Annotated in this window: 22 protein-coding genes and 1 other RNA gene; 8 read left to right on the top strand and 15 right to left on the bottom strand. The window is 56.6% G+C overall.

The window, feature by feature from the left end; translation table 11 throughout:
* The first annotated feature begins 40 nt into the window (after nt 1-40).
* Nucleotides 41-562, top strand: coding sequence for a flavodoxin FldB (gene fldB / locus AC4IBF_RS03830; protein WP_008499710.1), 522 nt, complete (start codon nt 41-43; stop codon nt 560-562).
* Between the two features lie 6 nt (nt 563-568).
* On the opposite strand, the gene AC4IBF_RS03825 is transcribed toward fldB, so the two are convergent.
* On the bottom strand, nt 569-979 hold the full coding sequence (locus AC4IBF_RS03825) for a protein YgfX (RefSeq protein WP_021242050.1): 411 nt from the start codon (nt 977-979) through the stop codon (nt 569-571).
* Nucleotides 960-1,226, bottom strand: a complete 267-nt coding sequence (gene sdhE, locus AC4IBF_RS03820) for an FAD assembly factor SdhE (protein WP_006178375.1) — start codon at nt 1,224-1,226, stop codon at nt 960-962. The genes AC4IBF_RS03825 and sdhE overlap by 20 nt, the downstream gene beginning before the upstream one ends.
* 294 nt (nt 1,227-1,520) lie before the next feature.
* Here sdhE and ygfZ point away from each other — a divergent pair, with 294 nt between their 5' ends.
* Nucleotides 1,521-2,501, top strand: a complete 981-nt coding sequence (gene ygfZ, locus AC4IBF_RS03815) for a tRNA-modifying protein YgfZ (RefSeq protein WP_133295110.1) — start codon at nt 1,521-1,523, stop codon at nt 2,499-2,501.
* Nucleotides 2,502-2,611: 110 nt separating this feature from the next.
* On the opposite strand, the gene trhA is transcribed toward ygfZ, so the two are convergent.
* A complete protein-coding gene (gene trhA / locus AC4IBF_RS03810; protein WP_127732244.1) occupies nt 2,612-3,271 on the bottom strand; it encodes a PAQR family membrane homeostasis protein TrhA in 660 nt (219 codons plus the stop codon).
* A 165-nt stretch (nt 3,272-3,436) separates the two neighbouring features.
* On the bottom strand, nt 3,437-3,748 hold the full coding sequence (gene yqfB, locus AC4IBF_RS03805) for a N(4)-acetylcytidine aminohydrolase (protein WP_133295111.1): 312 nt from the start codon (nt 3,746-3,748) through the stop codon (nt 3,437-3,439).
* Nucleotides 3,749-3,799: 51 nt separating this feature from the next.
* On the opposite strand from yqfB, the gene AC4IBF_RS03800 reads away from it, so the two are divergent.
* Both AC4IBF_RS03800 and bglA read left to right on the top strand, forming a co-directional pair.
* Nucleotides 3,800-4,531 (top strand): MurR/RpiR family transcriptional regulator, encoded by a 732-nt coding sequence (locus AC4IBF_RS03800; RefSeq protein ID WP_032660101.1) that lies wholly within the window; start codon nt 3,800-3,802, stop codon nt 4,529-4,531.
* Nucleotides 4,532-4,647: 116 nt separating this feature from the next.
* Nucleotides 4,648-6,081 (top strand): 6-phospho-beta-glucosidase BglA, encoded by a 1,434-nt coding sequence (gene bglA / locus AC4IBF_RS03795; protein ID WP_115876233.1) that lies wholly within the window; start codon nt 4,648-4,650, stop codon nt 6,079-6,081.
* Nucleotides 6,082-6,141: 60 nt separating this feature from the next.
* On the opposite strand, the gene AC4IBF_RS03790 is transcribed toward bglA, so the two are convergent.
* The 8 genes from AC4IBF_RS03790 to AC4IBF_RS03755 all read right to left on the bottom strand — a co-directional run bounded on the left by AC4IBF_RS03790 (nt 6,142) and on the right by AC4IBF_RS03755 (nt 16,174).
* A complete protein-coding gene (locus AC4IBF_RS03790; RefSeq protein WP_115876234.1) occupies nt 6,142-6,885 on the bottom strand; it encodes an SDR family oxidoreductase in 744 nt (247 codons plus the stop codon).
* A gap of 70 nt (nt 6,886-6,955) precedes the next feature.
* On the bottom strand, nt 6,956-9,829 hold the full coding sequence (gcvP, locus tag AC4IBF_RS03785; RefSeq protein ID WP_491463160.1) for an aminomethyl-transferring glycine dehydrogenase: 2,874 nt from the start codon (nt 9,827-9,829) through the stop codon (nt 6,956-6,958).
* 126 nt (nt 9,830-9,955) lie between these two features.
* Nucleotides 9,956-10,345 (bottom strand): glycine cleavage system protein GcvH, encoded by a 390-nt coding sequence (gcvH, locus tag AC4IBF_RS03780; protein WP_008499718.1) that lies wholly within the window; start codon nt 10,343-10,345, stop codon nt 9,956-9,958.
* A 23-nt stretch (nt 10,346-10,368) separates the two neighbouring features.
* Entirely contained in the window at nt 10,369-11,463 is a 1,095-nt protein-coding gene (gene gcvT / locus AC4IBF_RS03775; protein WP_133295114.1) for a glycine cleavage system aminomethyltransferase GcvT, read from the bottom strand.
* 397 nt (nt 11,464-11,860) lie between these two features.
* Nucleotides 11,861-13,063 (bottom strand): FAD-dependent 2-octaprenylphenol hydroxylase, encoded by a 1,203-nt coding sequence (gene ubiI / locus AC4IBF_RS03770; protein ID WP_136195101.1) that lies wholly within the window; start codon nt 13,061-13,063, stop codon nt 11,861-11,863.
* A gap of 12 nt (nt 13,064-13,075) precedes the next feature.
* The gene (gene ubiH / locus AC4IBF_RS03765; protein ID WP_491463159.1) at nt 13,076-14,254 is read right to left on the bottom strand and encodes a 2-octaprenyl-6-methoxyphenyl hydroxylase; all 1,179 of its coding nucleotides are present in this window, start codon (nt 14,252-14,254) and stop codon (nt 13,076-13,078) included.
* Nucleotides 14,251-15,564, bottom strand: a complete 1,314-nt coding sequence (pepP, locus tag AC4IBF_RS03760) for a Xaa-Pro aminopeptidase (RefSeq protein WP_149367686.1) — start codon at nt 15,562-15,564, stop codon at nt 14,251-14,253. The genes ubiH and pepP overlap by 4 nt, the downstream gene beginning before the upstream one ends.
* A gap of 31 nt (nt 15,565-15,595) precedes the next feature.
* Nucleotides 15,596-16,174 (bottom strand): YecA/YgfB family protein, encoded by a 579-nt coding sequence (locus tag AC4IBF_RS03755; RefSeq protein ID WP_029739212.1) that lies wholly within the window; start codon nt 16,172-16,174, stop codon nt 15,596-15,598.
* A gap of 168 nt (nt 16,175-16,342) precedes the next feature.
* On the opposite strand from AC4IBF_RS03755, the gene zapA reads away from it, so the two are divergent.
* The 3 genes from zapA to AC4IBF_RS03740 all read left to right on the top strand — a co-directional run bounded on the left by zapA (nt 16,343) and on the right by AC4IBF_RS03740 (nt 17,518).
* Nucleotides 16,343-16,672, top strand: coding sequence for a cell division protein ZapA (zapA, locus tag AC4IBF_RS03750; RefSeq protein WP_006811891.1), 330 nt, complete (start codon nt 16,343-16,345; stop codon nt 16,670-16,672).
* 41 nt (nt 16,673-16,713) lie between these two features.
* Nucleotides 16,714-16,897, top strand: a non-coding RNA gene (ssrS, locus tag AC4IBF_RS03745) — 6S RNA.
* Nucleotides 16,898-16,921: 24 nt separating this feature from the next.
* Complete coding sequence (locus AC4IBF_RS03740; RefSeq protein WP_111963212.1) at nt 16,922-17,518, top strand: 5-formyltetrahydrofolate cyclo-ligase; 597 nt, start codon at nt 16,922-16,924, stop codon at nt 17,516-17,518.
* 96 nt (nt 17,519-17,614) lie between these two features.
* On the opposite strand, the gene serA is transcribed toward AC4IBF_RS03740, so the two are convergent.
* Both serA and rpiA read right to left on the bottom strand, forming a co-directional pair.
* Nucleotides 17,615-18,847 (bottom strand): phosphoglycerate dehydrogenase, encoded by a 1,233-nt coding sequence (gene serA / locus AC4IBF_RS03735; protein ID WP_127732258.1) that lies wholly within the window; start codon nt 18,845-18,847, stop codon nt 17,615-17,617.
* Nucleotides 18,848-19,113: 266 nt separating this feature from the next.
* Nucleotides 19,114-19,773, bottom strand: coding sequence for a ribose-5-phosphate isomerase RpiA (rpiA, locus tag AC4IBF_RS03730; RefSeq protein ID WP_491463158.1), 660 nt, complete (start codon nt 19,771-19,773; stop codon nt 19,114-19,116).
* Between the two features lie 127 nt (nt 19,774-19,900).
* On the opposite strand from rpiA, the gene argP reads away from it, so the two are divergent.
* Nucleotides 19,901-20,794, top strand: coding sequence for a DNA-binding transcriptional regulator ArgP (gene argP / locus AC4IBF_RS03725; RefSeq protein WP_008499727.1), 894 nt, complete (start codon nt 19,901-19,903; stop codon nt 20,792-20,794).
* A gap of 43 nt (nt 20,795-20,837) precedes the next feature.
* Here the strand turns inward: argP and AC4IBF_RS03720 are convergent, their stop codons facing one another.
* Entirely contained in the window at nt 20,838-21,569 is a 732-nt protein-coding gene (locus tag AC4IBF_RS03720) for an oxidative stress defense protein (RefSeq protein WP_008499728.1), read from the bottom strand.
* Between the last annotated feature and the right edge of the window lie 23 nt (nt 21,570-21,592).

Here is a 21,592-nt window from a genome sequence, read left to right as displayed (position 1 = left end):
CTACGCGCATAGTCAAAGCAAGAATTGAGATAGTTACGCGATGAATATTGGTCTGTTCTATGGTTCCAGCACCTGCTACACCGAAATGGCGGCAGAGAAAATTCGCGACATCATTGGCCCGGAACTGGTGACGTTGCATAACCTGAAAGATGACGCGGTCGCGCTGATGGAACAGTACGATGTCCTGATCCTTGGCATCCCAACCTGGGATTTTGGTGAGATACAGGAAGACTGGGAAGCCATCTGGGATCAACTCGACTCAGTCAACCTCGACGGCAAAATCATTGCCATGTACGGCATGGGGGACCAGCTCGGTTACGGGGAATGGTTCCTGGACGCGCTCGGCATGCTGCACGACAAACTGGCACCGAAAGGGGTGTCGTTTATCGGCTACTGGCCAACCGAAGGTTACGAGTTCACCAGTAAAAAACCGATTATTGCCGACGGCGAGCTGTTTGTTGGGCTCGCGCTGGATGAAACCAACCAGTACGATCTCAGCGATGAGCGCCTGCAAACCTGGTGCGAACAGATTCTGGGCGAAATGGCTGAAAAGTTTAGCTAACGCATATTATCCCTGCGTCGTCTGTTGCAATAGCATCCGGCGCAGATCTCGCCACTCGGCAGCATCCATACTGTCAGCCGCCAGCCAAAGATGCTGGCAACGCCCGCCGTCCACCTTGCGTAACCGTAACATCATGCCGCAGTTGAGCATCCAGGGCATACCGAGGATATCCCACTCTTTACCCTGCCAGCGCAGGCGGGAATCCATCAGTAATTTGATCTCTCCCTGACGGGCATTAATTCGACGCTGGCTGCGTACGCTGTCAAAAACGACAAACGAGAGTAACAGCAGCCACAGCGGCGTATAGCTTAGCGGCCACGGCATCAGTAACACAAAGGCCGCAACCAGTCCGTGGAGCAATAAAGACATCCACTGCGAGCGCCACGAGACGCGAAGATCAGATTGCCACAGGACCACGTTCCCGATTCCGTGTTTGAATTAATTGCACCATCCGTTGCAACTCGGTATCGGCGGGTTTGCCGTGGTTCATCAGCCAGTTGAATAAATCTGGATCGTCAGACTCAAGCAGGCGAACAAACAGACGCTTATCATCGTCGCTTAAGGTGTCATACTCATATTCGAAGAAAGGCATGATGGAAATATCAAGTTCACGCATTCCGCGACGGCACGCCCAGTGAATACGGGCCTTGTTGTTAATATCCATGTTCAGTTTCCTGCATTACGTTTGGCACAGTCGGTGCCCCGTTCAGTGTTCTTTGTTTCTCTACGGGGACACCAGCTAGTGTAACGTGTTTTTGAACGTTTCATTACTGGAATATTGCGATCGCCGAGCAGGCTTCCCGAATACCCCCTACAAAGACAGCGGATTACATTATTTTGCGTAGCGTTACGCATAACCGGTTTAGGGCACAAATGGCCTGTTGAAAGCGCTTGCATTGCCTGCAGGCTCTTTTACCATTAGGCATTATCAAAGCGTTAAGCAATTCAGGATATCGTTATGGCATTTACACCATTTTCTCCTCGCCAGCCCGCCGCCTCTGCGCGTCTGCCGCTGACGCTTATTTCTCTTGATGACTGGGCGCTGGCGACGCTCACCGGTGCCGACGCCGAAAAATATCTGCAGGGCCAGGTGACCGCCGACGTCAGCCAGATGACCGAACACCAGCACCTGCTGGCCGCGCATTGCGACCCAAAAGGCAAAATGTGGAGCAACCTGCGTCTCTTCCGCCGTCAGGATGGCTTTGCCTTTATTGAGCGCCGCAGCCTGCAGGAGGCCCAGCTCAAAGAGCTGAAGAAGTACGCGGTCTTTTCCAAAGTCACTATCGCCCCGGACGACGAACATGTCCTGCTGGGTGTGGCCGGCTTCCAGGCACGTGCGGCGCTGAAAAATCTCTTCAGCGAACTGCCGAATGCCGAAAAGCAGCTCGTCAGCGAAGGCGACACCTCCATCCTGTGGTTTGAACACCCGGCAGAGCGTTTTCTGTTAGTCACGGATGCCGAAACCGCCGAGCGCATCACCGAGGCGCTGCGCGGCGAAGCGCAGCTTAACAACAGTCAGCAGTGGCTGGCGCTGAACATCGAAGCGGGTCTGCCGGTAATTGACGCAGCAAACAGCGCACAGTTTATTCCTCAGGCAACCAACCTGCAGGCACTGGGGGGTATCAGCTTTAAAAAAGGCTGTTACACCGGCCAGGAGATGGTGGCGCGTGCAAAATTCCGCGGGGCAAACAAACGTGCGCTGTGGACACTCGCGGGACATGCCAGCCGCGTCCCTGAAGCGGGTGAAGACTTAGAGCTGAAGATGGGTGATAACTGGCGCCGTACCGGCACCGTATTAGCCGCCGTACAGCTGGATGATGGACGTCTTTTGGTTCAAGCCGTCATGAACAACGACATGGAAGCCGACAGCGTGTTCCGCGTGCGTGACGATGCAAATACGCTGAGTATTGAGCCGCTGCCGTATTCTCTGGAAGAGTGATGCTGTATCGCCCGGTGGCGCTGCACCTACCGGGCCTAGGGTTTTGGTGTCCTCCCTCCCCCTGTGGGAGGGGGCCGGGGTGAGGGCAACCGCCCGCACGGCGTAAAAAACTAGGCCTGCCCTACGTACAAATAGATCGCCAAAAAGTGGCATACGCTGCCGCCCAGCACAAAGCCGTGCCAGATGGCATGGTTGTAAGGAATGCGCTTGCAGACGTAGAAAATCACGCCGAGCGAGTATACCACGCCGCCTAAGGCCAGAAGCGTCACGCCCCCTATCGACAGTTTGATTGCCAGTTGATACACCACAATTAGCGACAGCCAGCCCATGGTCAGATAGGTGACCAGCGACAGCACCTTAAAGCGGTGCGCGATGGTCAGCTTAAACAGGATCCCCAGCAGTGCCAGGCTCCAGATAACAATCATCAGGCCACGCGACAGCGGCGAGTTGAGCCCCACCAGCAAAAACGGGGTGTAGGTGCCTGCAATAAGAAGATAGATAGCGCAGTGGTCAAATTTCTTGAGCCATATTTTGGCCCGCTGATGCGGGATCGCGTGATAAAGCGTCGACGCCAGAAACAGCAGGATCATACTCCCGCCATACAGGCTGTAGCTGGTAATGGCCATCGCGCTGGCATTAGCGTCCACCGCCTGCACCAGCAATAAGACTAAACCGACAATCCCAAACACCAGGCCAATGCCGTGGCTGATGCTGTTGGCTACTTCCTCAGCCAGCGAATATCCCTGTGCGATTAATGGTCTGCTCACCATACAAAACTCCGGGAAAACAAAAGATGATTATTCATCGCATCACTATGCTAACTGAGAATGATTCCAGTGAACACATGTTAGCTAAAATAAAGTTAAACATAACGTTTCTAAATTACAATCAGACAGTTACGGTTTAATTTCAGCGAACGTGCGTTTCGATTTAAATTATAGACGTTTAAAATCAATCACATAAAACTGGTTCTGGCTGGGATAGATCTCTGCGATCACGCTTTTCAGCGTATCCAGGGTCATATTCTCCTGTTCAGCATGTTTTTGCGTCAATGTGTCGAACGTAACGGTTGACGTTCCCGTTACTTCGATGGTGCAAAAATAACCATCATCCTCATAACGTCCCACCCGCAGGATATCGCCGGTTTTGAAATGGGATTCACTTTTATCCCGGATAGTGATGGTTTTACGCCCGGCCAGAATGTCGTCCTGAAAGCGCTGAAAAAAAGTGATGTCGTTTGGCTGCATGTTATTATTCCCTGAAGAAAAGTCTGATGAGTGAGTGTAGCCATTGTGAGCATGTTCTCCCATTCCGCCATTGCCAGTCTCAATAACCTGGAGATGATGGTCTACAACTATGTCATAAAAAATCGTGACAAAGTGATGTACATGACCATTCGCGAGCTGGCGGATGCTGCAGACGTCTCGACGACCACAATCCTGCGCTTTTGCCGCAAGCTTAACTGCGAAGGGTATTCTGAATTCCGCGTGCGCTTTAAGCTGTACCTTGAGCAGAACGAGCCCCAGCAGGCGAACTTCGGCGCCAGCGAAATAATCAGCTTTTTTAAAAGCGTGAATAATGAAGAGTTCGACGCGTTATTGGATAAGGCGGTCGATATTATTTTATCTTCCGAGCGAATTATATTTGTCGGTGCCGGGACATCAGGCTCGCTGGCAAAATATGGCGCACGTTTCTTTTCTAATATTGGGAAATTCAGTAACCATATTGATGACCCTTATTTCCCGGTCACGAATGACATGGCAAAAAATGCGCTGGCTATTGTGCTCTCCGTCTCGGGCGAGACCGAGGAGATCCTGCGCTTCGCCAGCCAGTTCAGCCTGCATCACTGTAAGGTGCTCTCCATTACCAGCCACGAGCACTCGCGCCTGGCAAAACTGGCGGACTTTAATCTCTCCTGGCACGTTCCTCAGACTCGAATTGCAGGCGTCTACGATATAACCACGCAAATTCCCGTCATCTATATTCTGGAATCTCTCGGCCGTAAGCTGGCGAAGAAACTTACAGAATAAAACACCCTGTTTTTTTGATGTGACAAATCACATTTACCGTAAATTGTTATATCGTGACATTTAATTTCGCTTTGCTAGACTCGATGCCAATAAGTCATTTATTGAGAATAGCAGCGATGAAAAAATTGACCTTACCAAAAGATTTTTTATGGGGTGGCGCGGTTGCCGCTCATCAGGTTGAAGGCGGCTGGAACAAAGGCGGCAAAGGGCCAAGCATTTGCGACGTATTGACCGGCGGCGCACACGGCGTACCGCGCGAAATCACGCAGGAGGTGGTACCGGGGAAATACTACCCCAACCATGAAGCTATCGATTTCCACGGCCACTACAAAGAAGACATCAAGCTGTTTGCCGAGATGGGCTTCAAGTGTTTCCGTACCTCCATCGCCTGGACGCGCATCTTCCCGAAAGGTGATGAAACGCAGCCAAACGAAGAGGGGCTGAAGTTTTACGACGACATGTTCGATGAGCTGCTGAAGTACAACATCGAACCGGTGATCACCCTCTCCCACTTCGAAATGCCGCTGCACCTGGTGCAGGAATACGGTAGCTGGACCAACCGTAAAGTGGTCGATTTCTTTGTGCGCTTCGCGGAAGTGGTTTTTGAGCGCTACAAAAACAAGGTCAAATACTGGATGACCTTCAACGAAATCAATAACCAGCGCAACTGGCGCGCACCGCTGTTCGGCTACTGCTGCTCCGGTGTGGTCTACACCGAACACGAAAATCCCGAAGAGACCATGTATCAGGTGCTTCACCACCAGTTTGTGGCCAGCGCCCTGGCGGTGAAAGCCGCGCGCCGCATCAATCCGGAGATGAAAGTCGGCTGCATGCTGGCCATGGTGGCGCTCTATCCATTCTCCTGCAAGCCGGAAGACGTGATGTTCGCCCAGGAATCGATGCGCGAGCGCTACGTCTTTACCGACGTCCAGCTGCGGGGTTACTACCCGTCTTACGTCCTGAACGAGTGGGAGCGCCGCGGGTTCTCCATCAAAATGGAGGCAGGCGACGAGCAGATCCTGCGTGAAGGTACCTGCGACTACCTGGGCTTCAGCTACTACATGACCAACGCGGTGAAAGCGGAAGGCGGCACCGGGGACGCGATTTCCGGTTTCGAAGGCAGCGTGCCGAACCCGCACGTTAAGGCTTCCGACTGGGGCTGGCAGATTGACCCAGTAGGGTTACGCTATTCCCTGTGCGAACTGTACGAGCGTTACCAGAAACCGCTGTTTATCGTTGAAAACGGCTTCGGCGCCTACGACAAGGTTGAAGAAGACGGCAGCATCAACGATGACTATCGTATCGACTATCTGCGTGCCCACGTGGAGGAGATGATCAAAGCCGTTACCCACGATGGCGTGGATCTGATGGGCTATACGCCATGGGGCTGTATCGACTGCGTGTCGTTCACCACCGGCCAGTACAGCAAACGCTACGGCTTTATCTACGTGAATAAACACGACGACGGTACGGGCGACATGTCGCGTTCACGCAAGAAAAGCTTCGAGTGGTATAAGGGCGTGATTGCCAGCAACGGCGAGAAACTTTAACACCGAGCGCCGTTACGCTTGATCCCCTCTCCCCTTTGGGGAGAGGGTTAGGTTAGGGGTTTACTTCCCACCCGCCAGCTCAATAAAGCTCCCCGTCACGTAAGACGCCTTCTCGCTCAGCAGCCAGACAATCGCCTGGGCGACCTCTTCCGGCTGGCCGCCGCGCTGCATCGGCAGCAACGATTTCACGCGATCCACTCGCCCCGGCTCTCCGCCGGAAGCATGGATATCGGTATAGATCAGACCCGGACGGACGCAGTTGACGCGAATGCCCTGCGCCGCTACCTCCAGCGATAAACCCGTTGTCAGCGAATCCACCGCCCCCTTGGACGCGGCATAATCCACATATTCACCCGGCGCGCCCAGACGCGACGCTGCAGAAGAGACATTCACTATCGCCCCACCCTTGCCGCCATGCCTGAAGGACATTCGTTTTACCGCTTCCCGGCAGCAGAGGAAGTAGCCCGTGACGTTGGTCGCCAGGACGCGGTTAATGCGCTCAGCGGAGAGATTCTCGATGGTGGATTGCTCAAACAGAATTCCCGCATTATTGACCAGCGCGGTAAGCGGCTCGCCTTCGCGATCGATGCTGTCAAACATCGCCAGCACCTGAGCTTCATCACTGATATCTGCGCGGACGGCAAAGGCTTTACCGCCAGCTTCAACGATCTGGTTTATCACGTCCGTCGCGGCTTTAATGTTGTGATGATAGTTCACCGCCACGGTGTAGCCTTCGCGTGCCAGCTGGAGCGCAGTGGCTTTCCCAATGCCCCGACTGGCGCCGGTCACAAGTGCAATGCCCATTTTCTTCTCCCAATAAAAAAGCCGGGTGGCGCCTTCGCCTTACCCGGCCTGGATTACTGCACCAGCGCGATTACTGGTATTCGCTCATCGGTACGCAGGAGCAGAACAGGTTACGGTCGCCGTAGACGTCATCGAGACGCTTCACGGTCGGCCAGTATTTGTTCGCCACACCTGCCGGGAAGACCGCCAGCTCGCGGGAGTAACCGTGGTTCCACTCAGCCACCATCTCGTGCTGGGTGTGCGGAGCGTTGACCAGCGGGTTATCTTCCAGCGTCCACTCGCCGTCCTGCACGCGGTCGATCTCCATGCGGATGGCCAGCATCGCGTCGATAAAGCGGTCCAGCTCTGCTTTGCTTTCAGACTCCGTTGGCTCAACCATCAGCGTACCCGCAACCGGGAACGACATGGTTGGCGCGTGGAAGCCGTAGTCGATCAGACGCTTGGCGATATCCAGCTCGCTAATGCCGGTCTGCTCTTTCAGCGGACGAATATCGAGGATGCACTCGTGCGCCACGCGACCGTCGCGGCCGGTATAGAGCACCGGGAAGGCAGACTTCAGGCGCGTCGCAATATAGTTGGCATTCAGAATTGCTACCTGGCTCGCCTGCTTCAGCCCTTCCGCGCCCATCATGCGGATGTACATCCAGCTGATTGGCAGGATAGAGGCGCTACCGAACGGTGCCGCAGAGACCGCGCCCTGACGGGTCAGCATGCCTTCGATCTGAACTACGCTGTGGCCTGGGACAAACGGCGCCAGGTGCGCTTTCACGCCGATAGGACCCATGCCCGGGCCGCCACCGCCGTGCGGGATGCAGAAGGTTTTGTGCAGGTTAAGGTGCGACACGTCCGCGCCGATAAAGCCCGGAGAAGTAATGCCCACCTGTGCGTTCATGTTCGCGCCGTCGAGGTATACCTGACCGCCGAACTGGTGCACCACTTCGCACACTTCACGGATGGTCTCTTCGTACACGCCGTGGGTGGACGGATAGGTCACCATGATGCAGGAGAGCTTGTCGCCCGCCTGTTCGGCTTTCGCGCGCAGGTCGGCCAGATCGATGTTGCCGTTCTTATCGCACGCCACCACCACGACTTCCATGCCCGCCATCTGGGCTGAGGCCGGGTTGGTGCCGTGGGCGGAGCTTGGGATCAGGCAGATATCGCGGTGACCTTCGTTGCGGCTTTCGTGATAGTGACGGATCGCCAGCAGGCCCGCATATTCACCCTGCGCGCCGGAGTTCGGCTGCATGCAGAGCGCGTCATAACCGGTCAGCTTCACCAGCCAGTCGGAAAGCTGGTTGATCATCATATGATAACCTTCTGCCTGCTCCGGCGGGCAGAACGGGTGCAGCTCGGAGAATTCAGGCCAGGTGATCGGGATCATCTCTGCCGCGGCGTTCAGTTTCATGGTGCACGAGCCCAGCGGAATCATCGCCTGGTTCAGCGCCAGATCCTTGCGCTCCAGAGAGTGCATATAGCGCATCATCTCGGTTTCGCTGTGATAGCGATTAAAGACCGGATGCGTCAGGATCGCATCGTTACGCAGCATGCTTTCCTGAATGGAGCGGCTGTCGAGCGCGACCTCTTTGTCGAGCGCATCAATGTCCAGACCGTGCGCGTCACCCAGCAACACGCTGAACAGGTTCAGGATATCGTCGCGGGTGGTGCTTTCATCCAGCGTAATGCCGACGGCGTTGTGGATGTCGCTGCGCAGGTTGATCTCTGCCGCATTCGCGCGCGCCAGCACGGCCGCTTTGTCCGCCACGTCCACGCACAGGGTGTCGAAGTAGTGAGCGTGGCGCAGCTTAAGGCCTTTCTGCTGCAGGCCGCAGGCCAGAATATCGGCCAGGCGGTGAATGCGGCTGGCAATGCGCTTCAGACCAGCCGGGCCGTGGAACACGGCGTACAGGCTGGCGATGTTTGCCAGCAGCACCTGTGAGGTACAGATGTTGGAGTTCGCTTTCTCGCGGCGGATGTGCTGCTCGCGGGTCTGCATCGCCATGCGCAGCGCGGTATTACCGGCAGCATCTTTGGAGACGCCGATAATACGGCCAGGCATGGAGCGTTTGAATTCATCTTTCGCGCCGAAGAACGCCGCGTGCGGGCCGCCGTAGCCCATCGGTACGCCGAAGCGTTGCGCAGAGCCGAAGACGATATCCGCGCCCTGTTTGCCCGGTGCCGTCAGCAGCACCAGCGCCATAAAATCGGCGGCAACGCTAACAACCACCTTGCGGGATTTCAGCTCGGCAATCAGCGCGCCGTAGTCGTGAACTTCGCCGGTGGTGCCCACCTGCTGCAGCAGAACGCCGAAAACGTCCTGATGATCCAGCACTTTGTCAGCGTCGTCGACGATTACGTCAAAGCCGAAGGTCTCTGCGCGAGTGCGCACCACGTCCAGCGTCTGCGGATGCACGTCCGCCGCCACGAAGAAGCGGTTAGCATTTTTCAGCTTGCTCACTCGCTTAGCCATCGCCATCGCTTCGGCGGCGGCGGTCGCTTCGTCCAGCAGAGAAGCAGAGGCGATATCCATGCCGGTAAGGTCCAGCGTCACCTGCTGGAAGTTCAGCAGTGCTTCCAGGCGGCCCTGGGAGACTTCTGGCTGATAGGGGGTGTAAGCGGTGTACCAGCCCGGGTTTTCCAGCATGTTGCGCAGGATCACCGGCGGCAACTGCACGTTGGTGTAGCCCATGCCAATGTAAGACTTATAGCGCTTGTTCAGGCCGGCGATGGCCTTCAGCTCCGCCAGCGCGGCGAATTCCGTGGTGGCTTCCCCCACCTGAGGCGGCGTGGCAAGCTGGATGTCTTTTGGCACAATCTGGCCGATCAGTGCGTCTAATGAATCCGCGCCAACCGTCTTCAGCATCTCCTGCTGTTGCTGAGCATCCGGCCCAATGTGACGTTCGATGAAGGCGCCACGGTTTTCAAGCTGGCTTAAAGTCTGTGTCATGAGCGATGGTTCCTGAAACGTGCAGTGAATGTGTTTTCTCCCTCTCCCTGAGGGAGAGGGCTGGGGTGATGGTGTCGTCTGTTCCCCTCACCCTACCCTCTCCGCAAAGGGGAGAGGGATAATGGCTTACTCGTCTTCTAACAGTGCTTCGTACGCGGTCGCATCCAGCAGCGCGGCAACCTGGGATTCGTCGCTGGCTTTGATCTTGAAGATCCAGCCGCCTTCATAAGGCTCGCTGTTGACCAGCTCCGGCGAATCGCTCAGCGCATCGTTGACGGCGACAATCTCACCGCTTACAGGGGCATAGATGTCAGATGCTGCTTTTACGGACTCCGCCACGGCGCAGTCGTCGCCCGCGCTAACGGTCGTGCCCACGTCAGGCAGGTCAACAAACACCATGTCGCCCAGCAGCTCTTGCGCGTGCTCGGTGATCCCTACGGTGTAAGTGCCGTCCGCCTCTTTGCGCAGCCACTCGTGTTCTTTGCTGTATTTCAGTTCTGCTGGCACATTGCTCATTGAAGTTCTCCTGATAAAAATGATTAGGCGACCGGCTTACCGGCGCGAACAAAAATCGGTTTGGTCACGTTGACCGGCATTTCGCGGTTGCGGATTTGCACCACCGCCGTTTCGCCAATGCCCGCCGGCACGCGTGCCAGTGCAATACTGTAGCCCAGCGTCGGTGAGAAGGTTCCGCTGGTGATCACGCCTTCGCGATGATTGCCGTCAGCATCGGTAAAGCGCACCGGCAGCTCGCCGCGCAGCACGCCTTTTTCCTTCATCACCAGTCCCACCAGCTGTTCGGTGCCCTTCTCGCGCTGCATCTCCAGCGCTTCACGGCCAATAAACTCACGGTCAGCCGGTTCCCACGCGATGGTCCAGCCCATGTTGGCGGCCAGCGGAGAGACGCCTTCATCCATCTCCTGACCGTAAAGGTTCATTCCCGCTTCCAGACGCAGCGTATCGCGCGCGCCCAGACCCGCAGGCTTCACGCCCGCTTCCACCAGCGCACGCCAGAAATCAGCGGCCTTCTCGTTCGGCATCGCAATTTCGTAGCCGGCTTCACCGGTGTAGCCGGTGGTGGCGATAAACAGATCGCCCGCCTGCACGCCGAAGAACGGCTTCATGCCTTCGGTTGCTTTGCGCTGCTCGTCGTTAAACAGAGAGGCGGCTTTCGCCTGCGCGTTTGGTCCCTGCACGGCGATCAGCGACAGATCGTCACGGACGGTGATGTCGATGGCATAAGGTTCGGCGTGTTGGGTGATCCAGGAGAGGTCTTTTTCGCGGGTGGCGGAGTTTACAACGAGGCGGAAGAAATCTTCAGTGAAGTAATAAACGATAAGGTCATCAATCACGCCGCCCGAGGCATTCAGCATGCCGGTATAGAGCGCTTTGCCCGGCGTCTTCAGTTTGGCGACGTCGTTTGCCAGCAGATAACGCAAAAACTCCCGGGTGCGGCTACCGCGCAGATCGACAATCGTCATATGGGACACGTCGAACATACCGGCATCGGTGCGCACCGCGTGGTGCTCATCAATCTGAGAGCCGTAGTGCAGCGGCATCATCCAGCCATGGAAGTCCACCATGCGGGCGCCGCATAACACGTGTTGTTCGTACAAAGGAGTCTGTTGAGCCATCTTGTCCTCGTTGAAAAATTCACCGTGAAACCCGGTATCGGCCCCGCGTTCGGGCACCGACGCAAACGTTCTCTTTTACCTGAACTTACCACCGAAACCGGCGGTTAACCATAAGGCAAAATGGGTCATCACATTAGCTTATGACCAAAAAACGCTAAAAAGCCTACAGAGTTATTCACTGGAAAAATGCGATTAACCCCGCACAAAATTAACAATGCTCTAACAGGATTTAGCACATGGTGATATTTCGTGCGGAAAATCGGGCCGAATTTCCGTAACGAGAAAAATGCGACATTAGATTATCTAATGCGAAAAATGACGTGAAATTAGAATATTTCAAACGAGGGAATTTCCCCGGCGCAGAGGCCGGGAAAAGAAAGTGTGACAGGGGTCTAAATTAACGCAGCCAGTCCGGCAGGTCGTTAAGACCCATCGCCTGACGGAGGAGTTGGGGCTTAACGCCCGGAAGGGTGTCAGCAAGCTTGAGGCCAATATCGCGCAGCAGTTTTTTCGCTGGATTCGCTCCGGCAAACAGCTCGCGGAAGCCCTGCATGCCCGCCAGCATCATCGCCGCGCTGTGCTTGCGGCTGCGCTCGTAGCGGCGCAGGTACAGATGCTGACCAATATCTTTCCCTTCGCGATGCAGGCGACGCAGCTCCTCAACCAGCTCCGCCGCGTCCATAAAGCCGAGGTTAACGCCCTGTCCTGCCAGGGGATGAATGGTATGCGCCGCATCCCCCACCAGCGCCAGACGGTGCGCCGCAAACTGACGCGCGTAGCGGCCGGTTAACGGGAATACCTGACGTTCGCTTTCAAGCGTGCACAGGCCAAGGCGGTTATCAAAGGCCACGCACAGCGCCTGGCTAAAGGCCTCCGGCGTCGCCTCATGCATCTGCTGGGCTTTTTCCGGCACCAGGGACCAGACAATCGAGCACAGGTGCGGGTCGCTAAGCGGCAGGAACGCCAGAATGCCGTCGTTGTGGAAAATCTGGCGCGCCACGCCGCCGTGCGGCTCTTCGGTACGGATCGTCGCGACCAGCGCGTGATGACGATAGTCCCAGAAGGTCAGCGGGATGTCGGCTTTATTCCGCAGCCAGGAGTTCGCACCGTCAGCACCGACTACCAGACGCGCGGTCAGCATGTCGCCGCTCTGCAGGGTGATAAACGCCTCGTTTTCGCCCCATGCCACCTGCTGGATCTGCGCAGGCGCAATCAGCGTCACGTCGCTGCACTGCTGTGCTTTCTGCCACAGCGCGTGGTGGATCACCGCGTTTTCAACGATGTGCCCCAGATGGCTATAGCCCATGCTTTCATCATCAAAAGCAATATGACCAAAGCTGTCCTTATCCCACACTTCCATGCCGTGATAGCAGCTGGCGCGATGCGCCACAATATCTGCCCAGACGCCAAGGTGCGTCAGCAGCTTTTCGCTGGCCGCATTGATCGCCGAGACGCGGAGTTCCGGCGGCGCATCCGGTGCAACGGGCTGGGGCTGCTTTTGCTCCAGCACCGCCACGCGCAGGCCGCTGCCCTGCAATCCACAGGCCAATGCCAGTCCAACCATTCCGCCGCCAACGATGGCGACATCAACATTTTGCACGATGATAACTCCTTAACGCGCGACCCAACCCAGGGTCCGCTGCGCCAGCACGTCACGTGCCGGAATGAATAGTTCCATCGCCATCAGCCCGAGGTTGCGGCCCGCAACCAGCGGTGCCCAGCGATTGGCAAAGAGATGGACTAAGCCGTCGGTAACGCCGATGGTGGCCTCTTTATCCGCCTGACGGCGCTTCTGGTAATGAATCAGCACCGAATACGCCCCGCAGTCTTTTTGCTCGCCCCACGCATGCGCCAGTGATTCGGCCAGGCTCATGACGTCGCGTAAGCCCAGGTTAAAGCCTTGCCCCGCGATGGGGTGCAGCGTCTGTGCGGCATTACCGACAAGCGCCAGACGATGGGAGACAGACTGAGACGCCGTGGTCAGCGAAAGCGGGTAGACCGTCCGCTTGCCTGCGTGGGTAATACGCCCCAGCCGCCAGCCAAAGGCTTTCTGCAGCTCGGTACAAAAACGTTCGTCGGACCAGCCCTTAACCTCTTCCGCCTTATCCTGAGGATGACACCACACCAGGGAACAGCGCCCGTCCGACATCGGCAGCATCGCCAGCGGACCATGCTGCGTAAAGCGTTCAAACGCCCTGCCGTGGTGTTCAGCTGCGGTAGAGACGTTCGCAATGACCGCCACCTGCCCGTAAGGCTGCTGGCGCCACTCCACGCCACACTGGCTGCCGAGCGACGAGCGCGAACCGTCCGCGGCGACCAGAAGCTGGCCTTCAAGAACGGTGCCGTTTTCCAGCGTCACGCTAACCGACGCCTCACTACGGCTCACGCTGGCCACGCGCGCCGGACAATGCAGCGTGACGCCCGGCGCGTCCTGGAGCAGGCGGAACAGTCGCAATCCGACGTCGTGCAGCTCAACGACCTGACCCAGGGCATCAATCCGGTAGTCCTGCGCGTCCAGCGTGACAAAGCCAGCATGGCCGCGATCGCTGACGTGCACGGTACCGATCGCCGTGGCGCGGTCGGCTATCGCCTGCCAGATACCAATGCGCGAAAGCTGCTGGCAGGTGCCCTGCGCCAGCGCAATGGCGCGCGCATCAAAACCGGGGTGGTTTGACGCCTCTGGCGCAACGGCTTCCACCAGGTGCACCGGAAGCTGGCCCTGCGTCAAATGCGAAATGGCCAGCGCCAGCGTGGCCCCGGTCATGCCGCCGCCAACGATAATCACGCTCATGCGCGCGCCGCTGCCATCAGCGCCTCGATATCGTCAGCGTTTTTCACGACGCTGGCGGTCAGGTTTTCGTTACCGGTTTCGGTAATCACGATGTCATCTTCAATACGAATGCCAATCCCGCGGTACTCTTCAGGCACGTCGGCATCCGGCGCGATATACAGGCCCGGCTCCACGGTTAACACCATGCCCGGCTCCAGCACGCGCGAACGGTCGGTGCCGTACGCGCCAACGTCATGCACGTCCAGCCCCAGCCAGTGGCTCAGGCCGTGCATGAAATACGGTCGATGCGCATTTTCAGCAATCAGGGTGTCGACATCCCCTTTCATGATCCCGAGCCTGACCAGACCGGTAATCATGATGCGCACCACTTCGCCGGTCACTTCCTGCATGGAGGTACCGGGACGATACAGCCTGAGCGCCGTCTCAAGAGACTCGAGAACGATGTCGTAAATGGCGCGCTGTGCCGGTGAGAACTTACCGTTCACCGGGAAGGTACGGGTTATGTCCCCCGCATAGCCCTGATATTCGCAGCCGGCATCAATCAGCACCAGATCGCCGTCGCGCAGCGCGCTTTCGTTTTCGGTGTAGTGCAAAATGCAGCCGTTTTCCCCGCCGCCGACAATGGTGTTGTAAGAGGGATAGCGCGCGCCGTGGCGGTTAAATTCGTGGTGAATTTCGCCTTCCAGCTGGTATTCGAACATCCCGGGACGGCATTTCTCCATTGCGCGGGTGTGCGCCAGGGCGCTGATTTCGCCCGCACGGCGCATCACGTTAAGCTCCTCTTCAGACTTGAACAGGCGCATCTCATGCACCACCGGACGCCAGTCCGTCAGCGTGGCCGGCGCGGACAGGTTCTGCCGCGAGCCTTTGCGCAGCTTATCCAGCGCGGTGAAAACAATCTCATCGGCGTAGGCATATTCACCCTGCGCGTGATAGAGCACGTCGAGGCCGTTAAGCAGCTGATAGAGCTGCTGGTTGATTTCGCTAAACGCCAGCGCGCGGTCAACGCCCAGCTTCGCCGGTGCGGCCTCTTGCCCCAGGCGGCGGCCAAACCATATTTCAGCAGTTAAGTCACGTACGCGGTTGAAAATCACGCTGTGGTTGTGGGTGTCATTGCTCTTAATCAGCACCAGCACCGCTTCCGGCTCGTTAAAGCCGGTGAAGTACCAGAAATCGCTGCTCTGGCGATAGGGATATTCGCTGTCGGCGCTGCGCGTCACTTCGGGCGCAGCAAAAATTAGCGCGGCGCTGCCCGGCTGCATTTTCGCCAGCAGCGCCTGACGGCGGCGCGAATACTCTTGACTCGAGATAACCATGACACCCTCCTGTGCGTTATTTTTCTTAATGTAAGGTTGGCTTGCGGACTTCCGGCGCGGTCGGCTGTGAGCGCGTAAAGTTGTCGTGGCACAGCAGTGCCGCCACGCGCACGTACTCGATGATCTCTTCGAGAGACATTTCCAGCTCTTCCTGGTCTTCGTCTTCATCGTAGCCGAGCTGAGCGATATTACGCAGATCGTCGATCGCCTCACCCGCTTCGCCGGTCACTTTATCCAGTTTAGGCTGCGTCACGCCCAGCCCCAGCAGATAGTGGTTTACCCAGCCGGCCAGCGCATCGGCGCGATCGAACACGCTAACGTCGTCGCCTTCAGGCAGATAAAGCTGAAAAAGGAAGCCATCGTCTTCCAGAGAATCGCTGGTGGCGGCGTGCATTTTACGCAGCGCTTCCGCCAGCTCGTGACCAAACGCCAGCCCTTCATTCGTGAGGTCGTGGATCAGCGGCTGCCATGAGCTGTCGCTGTTTCCGCCGCACAGCATGCCACTGATCAGACCGTGCATTTCGGCAGGGGTTAAACCGACTCCCTGCTGGTTCAGTAACTGGTTTAAATCCTTGTAACCAGGCATTTCGTTCTGTATAGACATGAGCATTCGTCGTCAAAGGGGGGAAGTTTCATGATATGCTACCACTTTGGACCCTGGTGATACCAGAAAAGGGCTTGTATCTTCACATCAGGGTAGCTATAGTGTCGCCCCTTCGCAGCCCCCGGGGCCGTAAGCGAAGGCAGCGCAGTCAATCAGCAGGAAGGTGGCATGTCTGCACAACCCGTCGATCTCCAGATTTTTGGCCGTTCACTGCGAGTGAATTGTCCGCCTGAACAAAGGGATGCTTTGAATCAGGCTGCGGACGATTTGAATCAGCGGTTGCAAGATCTAAAAGAACGCACTAGAGTCACAAATACTGAGCAGCTGGTTTTCATCGCCGCGTTGAACATCAGCTATGAACTGACTCAGGAAAAAGCGAAGACCCGCGACTACGCGGCAAGCATGGAGCAGCGCATTAAAATGCTCCAGCAGACCATAGAACAGGCATTGCTTGATCAAGGTCGCAATCCCGAAAGACCGGGACCCAAGTTTGAATAACACTTCTCAGTTGACTATGGTAGAGTAACTGTGAAGACAAAATTTCTCTGAGATGTTCGCAAGCGGGCCAGTCCCCTGAGCCGATATTTCATACCACAAGAATGTGGCGCTCCATGGTTGGTGAGCATGCTCGGTTCGTCCGAGAAGCCTTAAAACTATGACGACACATTCACCTTGAACCAAGGGTTCAAGGGTTACAGCCTGCGGCGGCATCTCGGAGATTCCCTCTCTTTTCTTCTACCGACTACCATGACTCAATTCCCTGAAGTTTCTGCTTCACGCCAGGACATCCGTCAGCTAATTCGTCAGCGCCGCCGTGCGTTAACCTCCGATCAGCAAGCGCATTTTGCCCAGCAGGCCGCCGCCCGTATGATGGCGTATCCCCCTGTCTTGATGGCGCATACCGTTGCGCTGTTTCTGTCGTTTGACGGCGAGCTGGACACCCAACCGTTGATAGAGCAACTCTGGCGCGCCGGGAAGAAGGTCTATCTGCCGGTGCTGCACCCGTTTAGCGAGGGGAATCTGCTGTTTCTGCACTACCATCCGCACAGCGAGCTGGTGGTGAATCGCCTGAAAATCACCGAACCGAAACTCGACGTGCGCGACGTGTTGCCGCTGTCACAGCTGGATGTACTGATCACGCCGCTGGTGGCGTTTGATGAACAGGGCCAGCGTTTAGGGATGGGCGGCGGTTTTTATGACCGGACGCTGCAAAACTGGCAGCAGTACGGGTTGCAGCCGGTGGGCTATGCGCATGATTGCCAGGGCGTGGAGGCATTGCCGGTGGAGAAATGGGATGTGCCGTTGCCGGCGGTGGTGACGCCCAGCAAAATCTGGGTCTGGTAGAATAAAGCCGGGTGGCGCTTACGCTTACCCGGCCTACAAATGCTCAGAGTAGGTCGGGTAAGGCGCAGCCGCCACCCGACACCACAAACCGCACTATCAGTACAGCAGACGCGCGCGAATCGTCCCCGGGATGGCCTTCATGCTCAGCAGCGCTTTTTCGGCCACATCATCATCCGCTTCGATATCAATAACCACGTAGCCCATCTGCGAGTTCGTCTGCAGATACTGCGCGGCAATGTTGACGCCCTGCTCGGCAAAGATCTGGTTGATCGCGGTCAGCACGCCTGGACGGTTTTCGTGGATGTGCAGCAGACGACGACCACCGTGCAGCGGCAGAGACACTTCCGGGAAGTTCACGGCAGAGAGCGTAGAACCGTTGTCGGAGTATTTGCTCAGTTTACCCGCCACTTCCAGACCGATGTTCTCCTGCGCTTCCTGGGTGGAACCGCCAATGTGAGGCGTCAGGATCACGTTGTCGAACTCGCACAGCGGAGAGGTAAACGGATCGCTGTTGGTCGCAGGCTCCGTCGGGAACACGTCGATGGCGGCGCCCGCCAGGTGCTTACGCTTCAGCGCATCGCACAGCGCAGGGATATCGACAACCGTGCCGCGCGCGGCGTTAATCAGCAGTGAGCCCGGCTTCATCAGCGCCAGCTCTTCCGCGCCCATCATGTTTTTGGTGGACGCATTTTCCGGCACGTGCAGGCTCACCACGTCACTCATGTTCAGCAGGTCAGACAGGTGTTGAACCTGGGTGGCATTGCCCAGCGGCAGCTTGCTTTCGATATCGTAAAAATAGACATGCATACCGAGAGATTCCGCCAGAATCCCCAGTTGGGTACCGATGTGGCCATAGCCGATAATCCCCAGCTTTTTACCACGCGCTTCATATGAGCCAGACGCCAGTTTGTTCCACACGCCGCGGTGCGCCTTGGCGTTAGCTTCAGGAATGCCGCGCAGCAGAAGCAGCAGTTCGCCAATCACCAGCTCCGCCACGGAACGGGTGTTGGAGAACGGGGCGTTGAAGACGGGAATACCGCGTTTCGCGGCAGCATTCAGGTCAACCTGGTTGGTACCAATGCAGAAGCAGCCGATAGCCACCAGCTTTTCCGCCGCGGCAATAACCTCTTCAGTCAGGTGAGTACGGGATCGCAGGCCAATGAAGTGGGCATCACGGATGGACGCTTTCAGCTCTTCGGTATCGAGCGCGCCTTTGTGAAATTCGATGTTGGTGTAACCTGCCGCACGAAGGCTATCGATTGCTTTTTGATGTACGCCCTCGACCAGCAGGAATTTAATCTTGTCTTTCTCCAGTGATACCTTTGCCATTTACCCGACCCTGTTTTTGTCTGAACTGATGTTGTGCTGGATATGAATCCGCCGTAGCCAACATATCAAAAAAAACTATTGCAGCAATATGAACGTTTGCGTCGGCACTCTGAAGAAAAGTCATACAGAGCAAAATGTCAGAGGAAAATGCTATGGAAATTTACAAACGCGGCAGGATCGGCAAAAGAGGCGTAAAAACGTGACACAAGTCACCGAATTTAGCTTTTCAAAAATTTTTTAGCGGGGGGAGGACTCCCCCCATCAGATCATTTTACGATGGTTTTCACGCCGTCAGCGGTGCCGATCAGCGCCACATCCGCGCCACGGTTGGCGAATAGCCCTACGGTCACTACGCCCGGAATGCCGTTGATGGCATTTTCCAGCGCAATCGCGTCAAGAATTTCCAGACCGTGAACGTCGAGGATCACGTTACCGTTATCGGTGACTACACCCTGACGGTATTCCGGACGACCGCCAAGCTTCACCAGCTGACGGGCAACCGCGCTACGGGCCATTGGGATCACTTCGACCGGCAGCGGGAAATTACCCAGAATGTCGACCTGCTTGGAGGCGTCCGCGATGCAGATAAACTTGTCCGCAACGGAGGCGATGATTTTTTCGCGCGTCAGCGCCGCGCCGCCGCCTTTGATCATCTGCATGTGGCCGTTGATTTCATCCGCGCCGTCAACGTAAATCCCCAGACAATCCACTTCGTTGAGATCGAAAACGGTAATGCCGAGGCTTTTCAGCTTTTCCGTGGAAGCATCAGAGCTGGAAACCGCGCCCTCGATTTGCCCCTTCATCGTGCCCAGCGCATCGATAAAGTGTGCCGCGGTTGATCCCGTACCGACACCGACAATGGTACCCGGCTGTACGTACTGGAGAGCGGCCCACCCTACTGCTTTTTTCAGTTCATCCTGCGTCATGATCGTTTTGCCTGTGGTGTGAAAACTCAGGGCGCATTATAGAACACGTCGAATGGAATTCGTCTGCCACAAAGGGAAAATTGTGTCATAGTGCAGAATAAGCAAAATTAAGGAGTCAGCCAGAGCAATGAAACGTCCGGACTACAGAACACTACAGGCACTTGATGCAGTTATTCGTGAACGAGGTTTTGAGCGCGCGGCGCAAAAGCTTTGCATCACCCAGTCCGCCGTATCACAGCGTATAAAACAGCTTGAAAACATGTTCGGCCAGCCGCTGCTGGTGCGTACCGTGCCGCCACGTCCAACCGAGCAAGGGCAAAAACTCCTCGCCCTGCTGCGCCAGGTTGAACTGCTGGAAGACGAGTGGCTGGGTGACGAACAAACGGGCTCTACGCCGCTGCTGCTCTCTCTGGCGGTCAACGCCGACAGTCTGGCAACCTGGCTGCTGCCGGCTCTTGCGCCGGTATTAGCAGATTCCCCTATCCGCCTGAACTTACAGGTTGAAGATGAAACCCGAACCCAGGAGCGCCTGCGTCGCGGTGAAGTGGTTGGGGCCGTCAGTATTCAGCCTCAGGCGCTGCCAAGCTGTCTTGTCGATCAGCTGGGCGCACTGGACTACCTGTTTGTGGGGTCAAAAGCCTTTGCCGAGCGCTACTTCCCCAACGGCGTCACCCGCGCCGCGCTGCTGAAAGCCCCTGCCGTGGCGTTCGACCATCTGGACGATATGCATCAGGCGTTCCTGCAGCAAAACTTCGATCTGCCGCCTGGCAGCGTGCCGTGCCATATCGTCAACTCGTCTGAAGCCTTCGTGCAGCTTGCGCGCCAGGGCACCACCTGCTGCATGATCCCACACCTGCAGATTGAGAAAGAGTTGAAAAGCGGTGAGCTGATTGACCTGACGCCGGGGCTGTATCAGCGCCGGATGCTCTACTGGCACCGTTTTGCGCCGGAAAGCCGTATGATGCGCAACGTCACCGACGCGCTGCTGGCATACGGGCATAAGGTGTTGAGACAGGATTAAAAAGAAAAGCCGGGTGGAGGCTACGCCTTACCCGGCCTACAGATTACTGAGCAGGTTTCGGCTGTGCTGCAACTGGTTCCAGCTGGAACACCACATCTACCTGATCGTCGAACTGAATGGTTGGCTGCTCGTAAGTTTCCTGAGCGGATACCGGCGCTGCATCAGCCTTCATCATACGAACCATCGGGCTTGGCTGGTAGTTAGAGACGTGGTAACGCACGCTATAAACCGGGCCGAGCTTGCTCTTAAAGCCAGAAGCCAGCTGTTCCGCCTGGTGAATGGCATCATCAATAGCCGCTTTACGCGCTTCGTCTTTATATTTTTCCGGTTGCGCAACGCCCAGCGACACGGAACGAATTTCGTTCAGACCTGCCTTTAACGCACCGTCCAGCAGCGAGTTAAGCTTATCCAGCTGACGCACGGTCACTTCGACGGTACGCACGGCGCGGTAGCCCTTCAGGATGCTTTTGCCATTCTGATAGTCATAATCGGGTTGAGTACGCAGGTTCGCAGAGTTGATATCTTTTTTACCGACACCGTTCTGCTCGAGGAAAGAGAGATATTGCGCAACGCGATCGTCAGCCTGCTTCTTAGCCGTCGCCGCATCTTTCGCCGCCACATTCACCTCAATTGCCAGGGTTGCAACATCGGGTACCGCGTCCACGCTTGCGGTGCCTGACGTGACGATGTGCGGGCCATCCGGCAATTCGCTTGCCTGCACCGACACCGCACCGAAACTTACTAATGCCGCCAGGGCCATCACCTTAAACTTCACTGTTATTCCTCCATGTTGCGAAG

It is taken from the genome of Enterobacter sp. Taxon_8, from assembly GCF_058354585.1.
The sequence above is the reverse complement of the archived record's forward strand: the minus strand, read 5'-3'. Positions and strand labels throughout refer to the sequence as shown.

Bases quoted from the DNA above. Each gene is read 5' to 3' on its own strand.
- fldB (WP_008499710.1), top strand. From the start codon at position 41: ATGAATATTGGTCTGTTCTATGGTTCCAGCACCTGCTACACCGAAATG.
- sdhE (WP_006178375.1), bottom strand. From the start codon at position 1,226: ATGGATATTAACAACAAGGCCCGTATTCACTGGGCGTGCCGTCGCGGA.
- ygfZ (WP_133295110.1), top strand. From the start codon at position 1,521: ATGGCATTTACACCATTTTCTCCTCGCCAGCCCGCCGCCTCTGCGCGT.
- trhA (WP_127732244.1), bottom strand. From the start codon at position 3,271: ATGGTGAGCAGACCATTAATCGCACAGGGATATTCGCTGGCTGAGGAA.
- yqfB (WP_133295111.1), bottom strand. From the start codon at position 3,748: ATGCAGCCAAACGACATCACTTTTTTTCAGCGCTTTCAGGACGACATT.
- AC4IBF_RS03800 (WP_032660101.1), top strand. From the start codon at position 3,800: ATGTTCTCCCATTCCGCCATTGCCAGTCTCAATAACCTGGAGATGATG.
- bglA (WP_115876233.1), top strand. From the start codon at position 4,648: ATGAAAAAATTGACCTTACCAAAAGATTTTTTATGGGGTGGCGCGGTT.
- AC4IBF_RS03790 (WP_115876234.1), bottom strand. From the start codon at position 6,885: ATGGGCATTGCACTTGTGACCGGCGCCAGTCGGGGCATTGGGAAAGCC.
- gcvP (WP_491463160.1), bottom strand. From the start codon at position 9,829: ATGACACAGACTTTAAGCCAGCTTGAAAACCGTGGCGCCTTCATCGAA.
- gcvH (WP_008499718.1), bottom strand. From the start codon at position 10,345: ATGAGCAATGTGCCAGCAGAACTGAAATACAGCAAAGAACACGAGTGG.
- gcvT (WP_133295114.1), bottom strand. From the start codon at position 11,463: ATGGCTCAACAGACTCCTTTGTACGAACAACACGTGTTATGCGGCGCC.
- ubiH (WP_491463159.1), bottom strand. From the start codon at position 14,254: ATGAGCGTGATTATCGTTGGCGGCGGCATGACCGGGGCCACGCTGGCG.
- AC4IBF_RS03755 (WP_029739212.1), bottom strand. From the start codon at position 16,174: ATGTCTATACAGAACGAAATGCCTGGTTACAAGGATTTAAACCAGTTA.
- zapA (WP_006811891.1), top strand. From the start codon at position 16,343: ATGTCTGCACAACCCGTCGATCTCCAGATTTTTGGCCGTTCACTGCGA.
- AC4IBF_RS03740 (WP_111963212.1), top strand. From the start codon at position 16,922: ATGACTCAATTCCCTGAAGTTTCTGCTTCACGCCAGGACATCCGTCAG.
- serA (WP_127732258.1), bottom strand. From the start codon at position 18,847: ATGGCAAAGGTATCACTGGAGAAAGACAAGATTAAATTCCTGCTGGTC.
- rpiA (WP_491463158.1), bottom strand. From the start codon at position 19,773: ATGACGCAGGATGAACTGAAAAAAGCAGTAGGGTGGGCCGCTCTCCAG.
- argP (WP_008499727.1), top strand. From the start codon at position 19,901: ATGAAACGTCCGGACTACAGAACACTACAGGCACTTGATGCAGTTATT.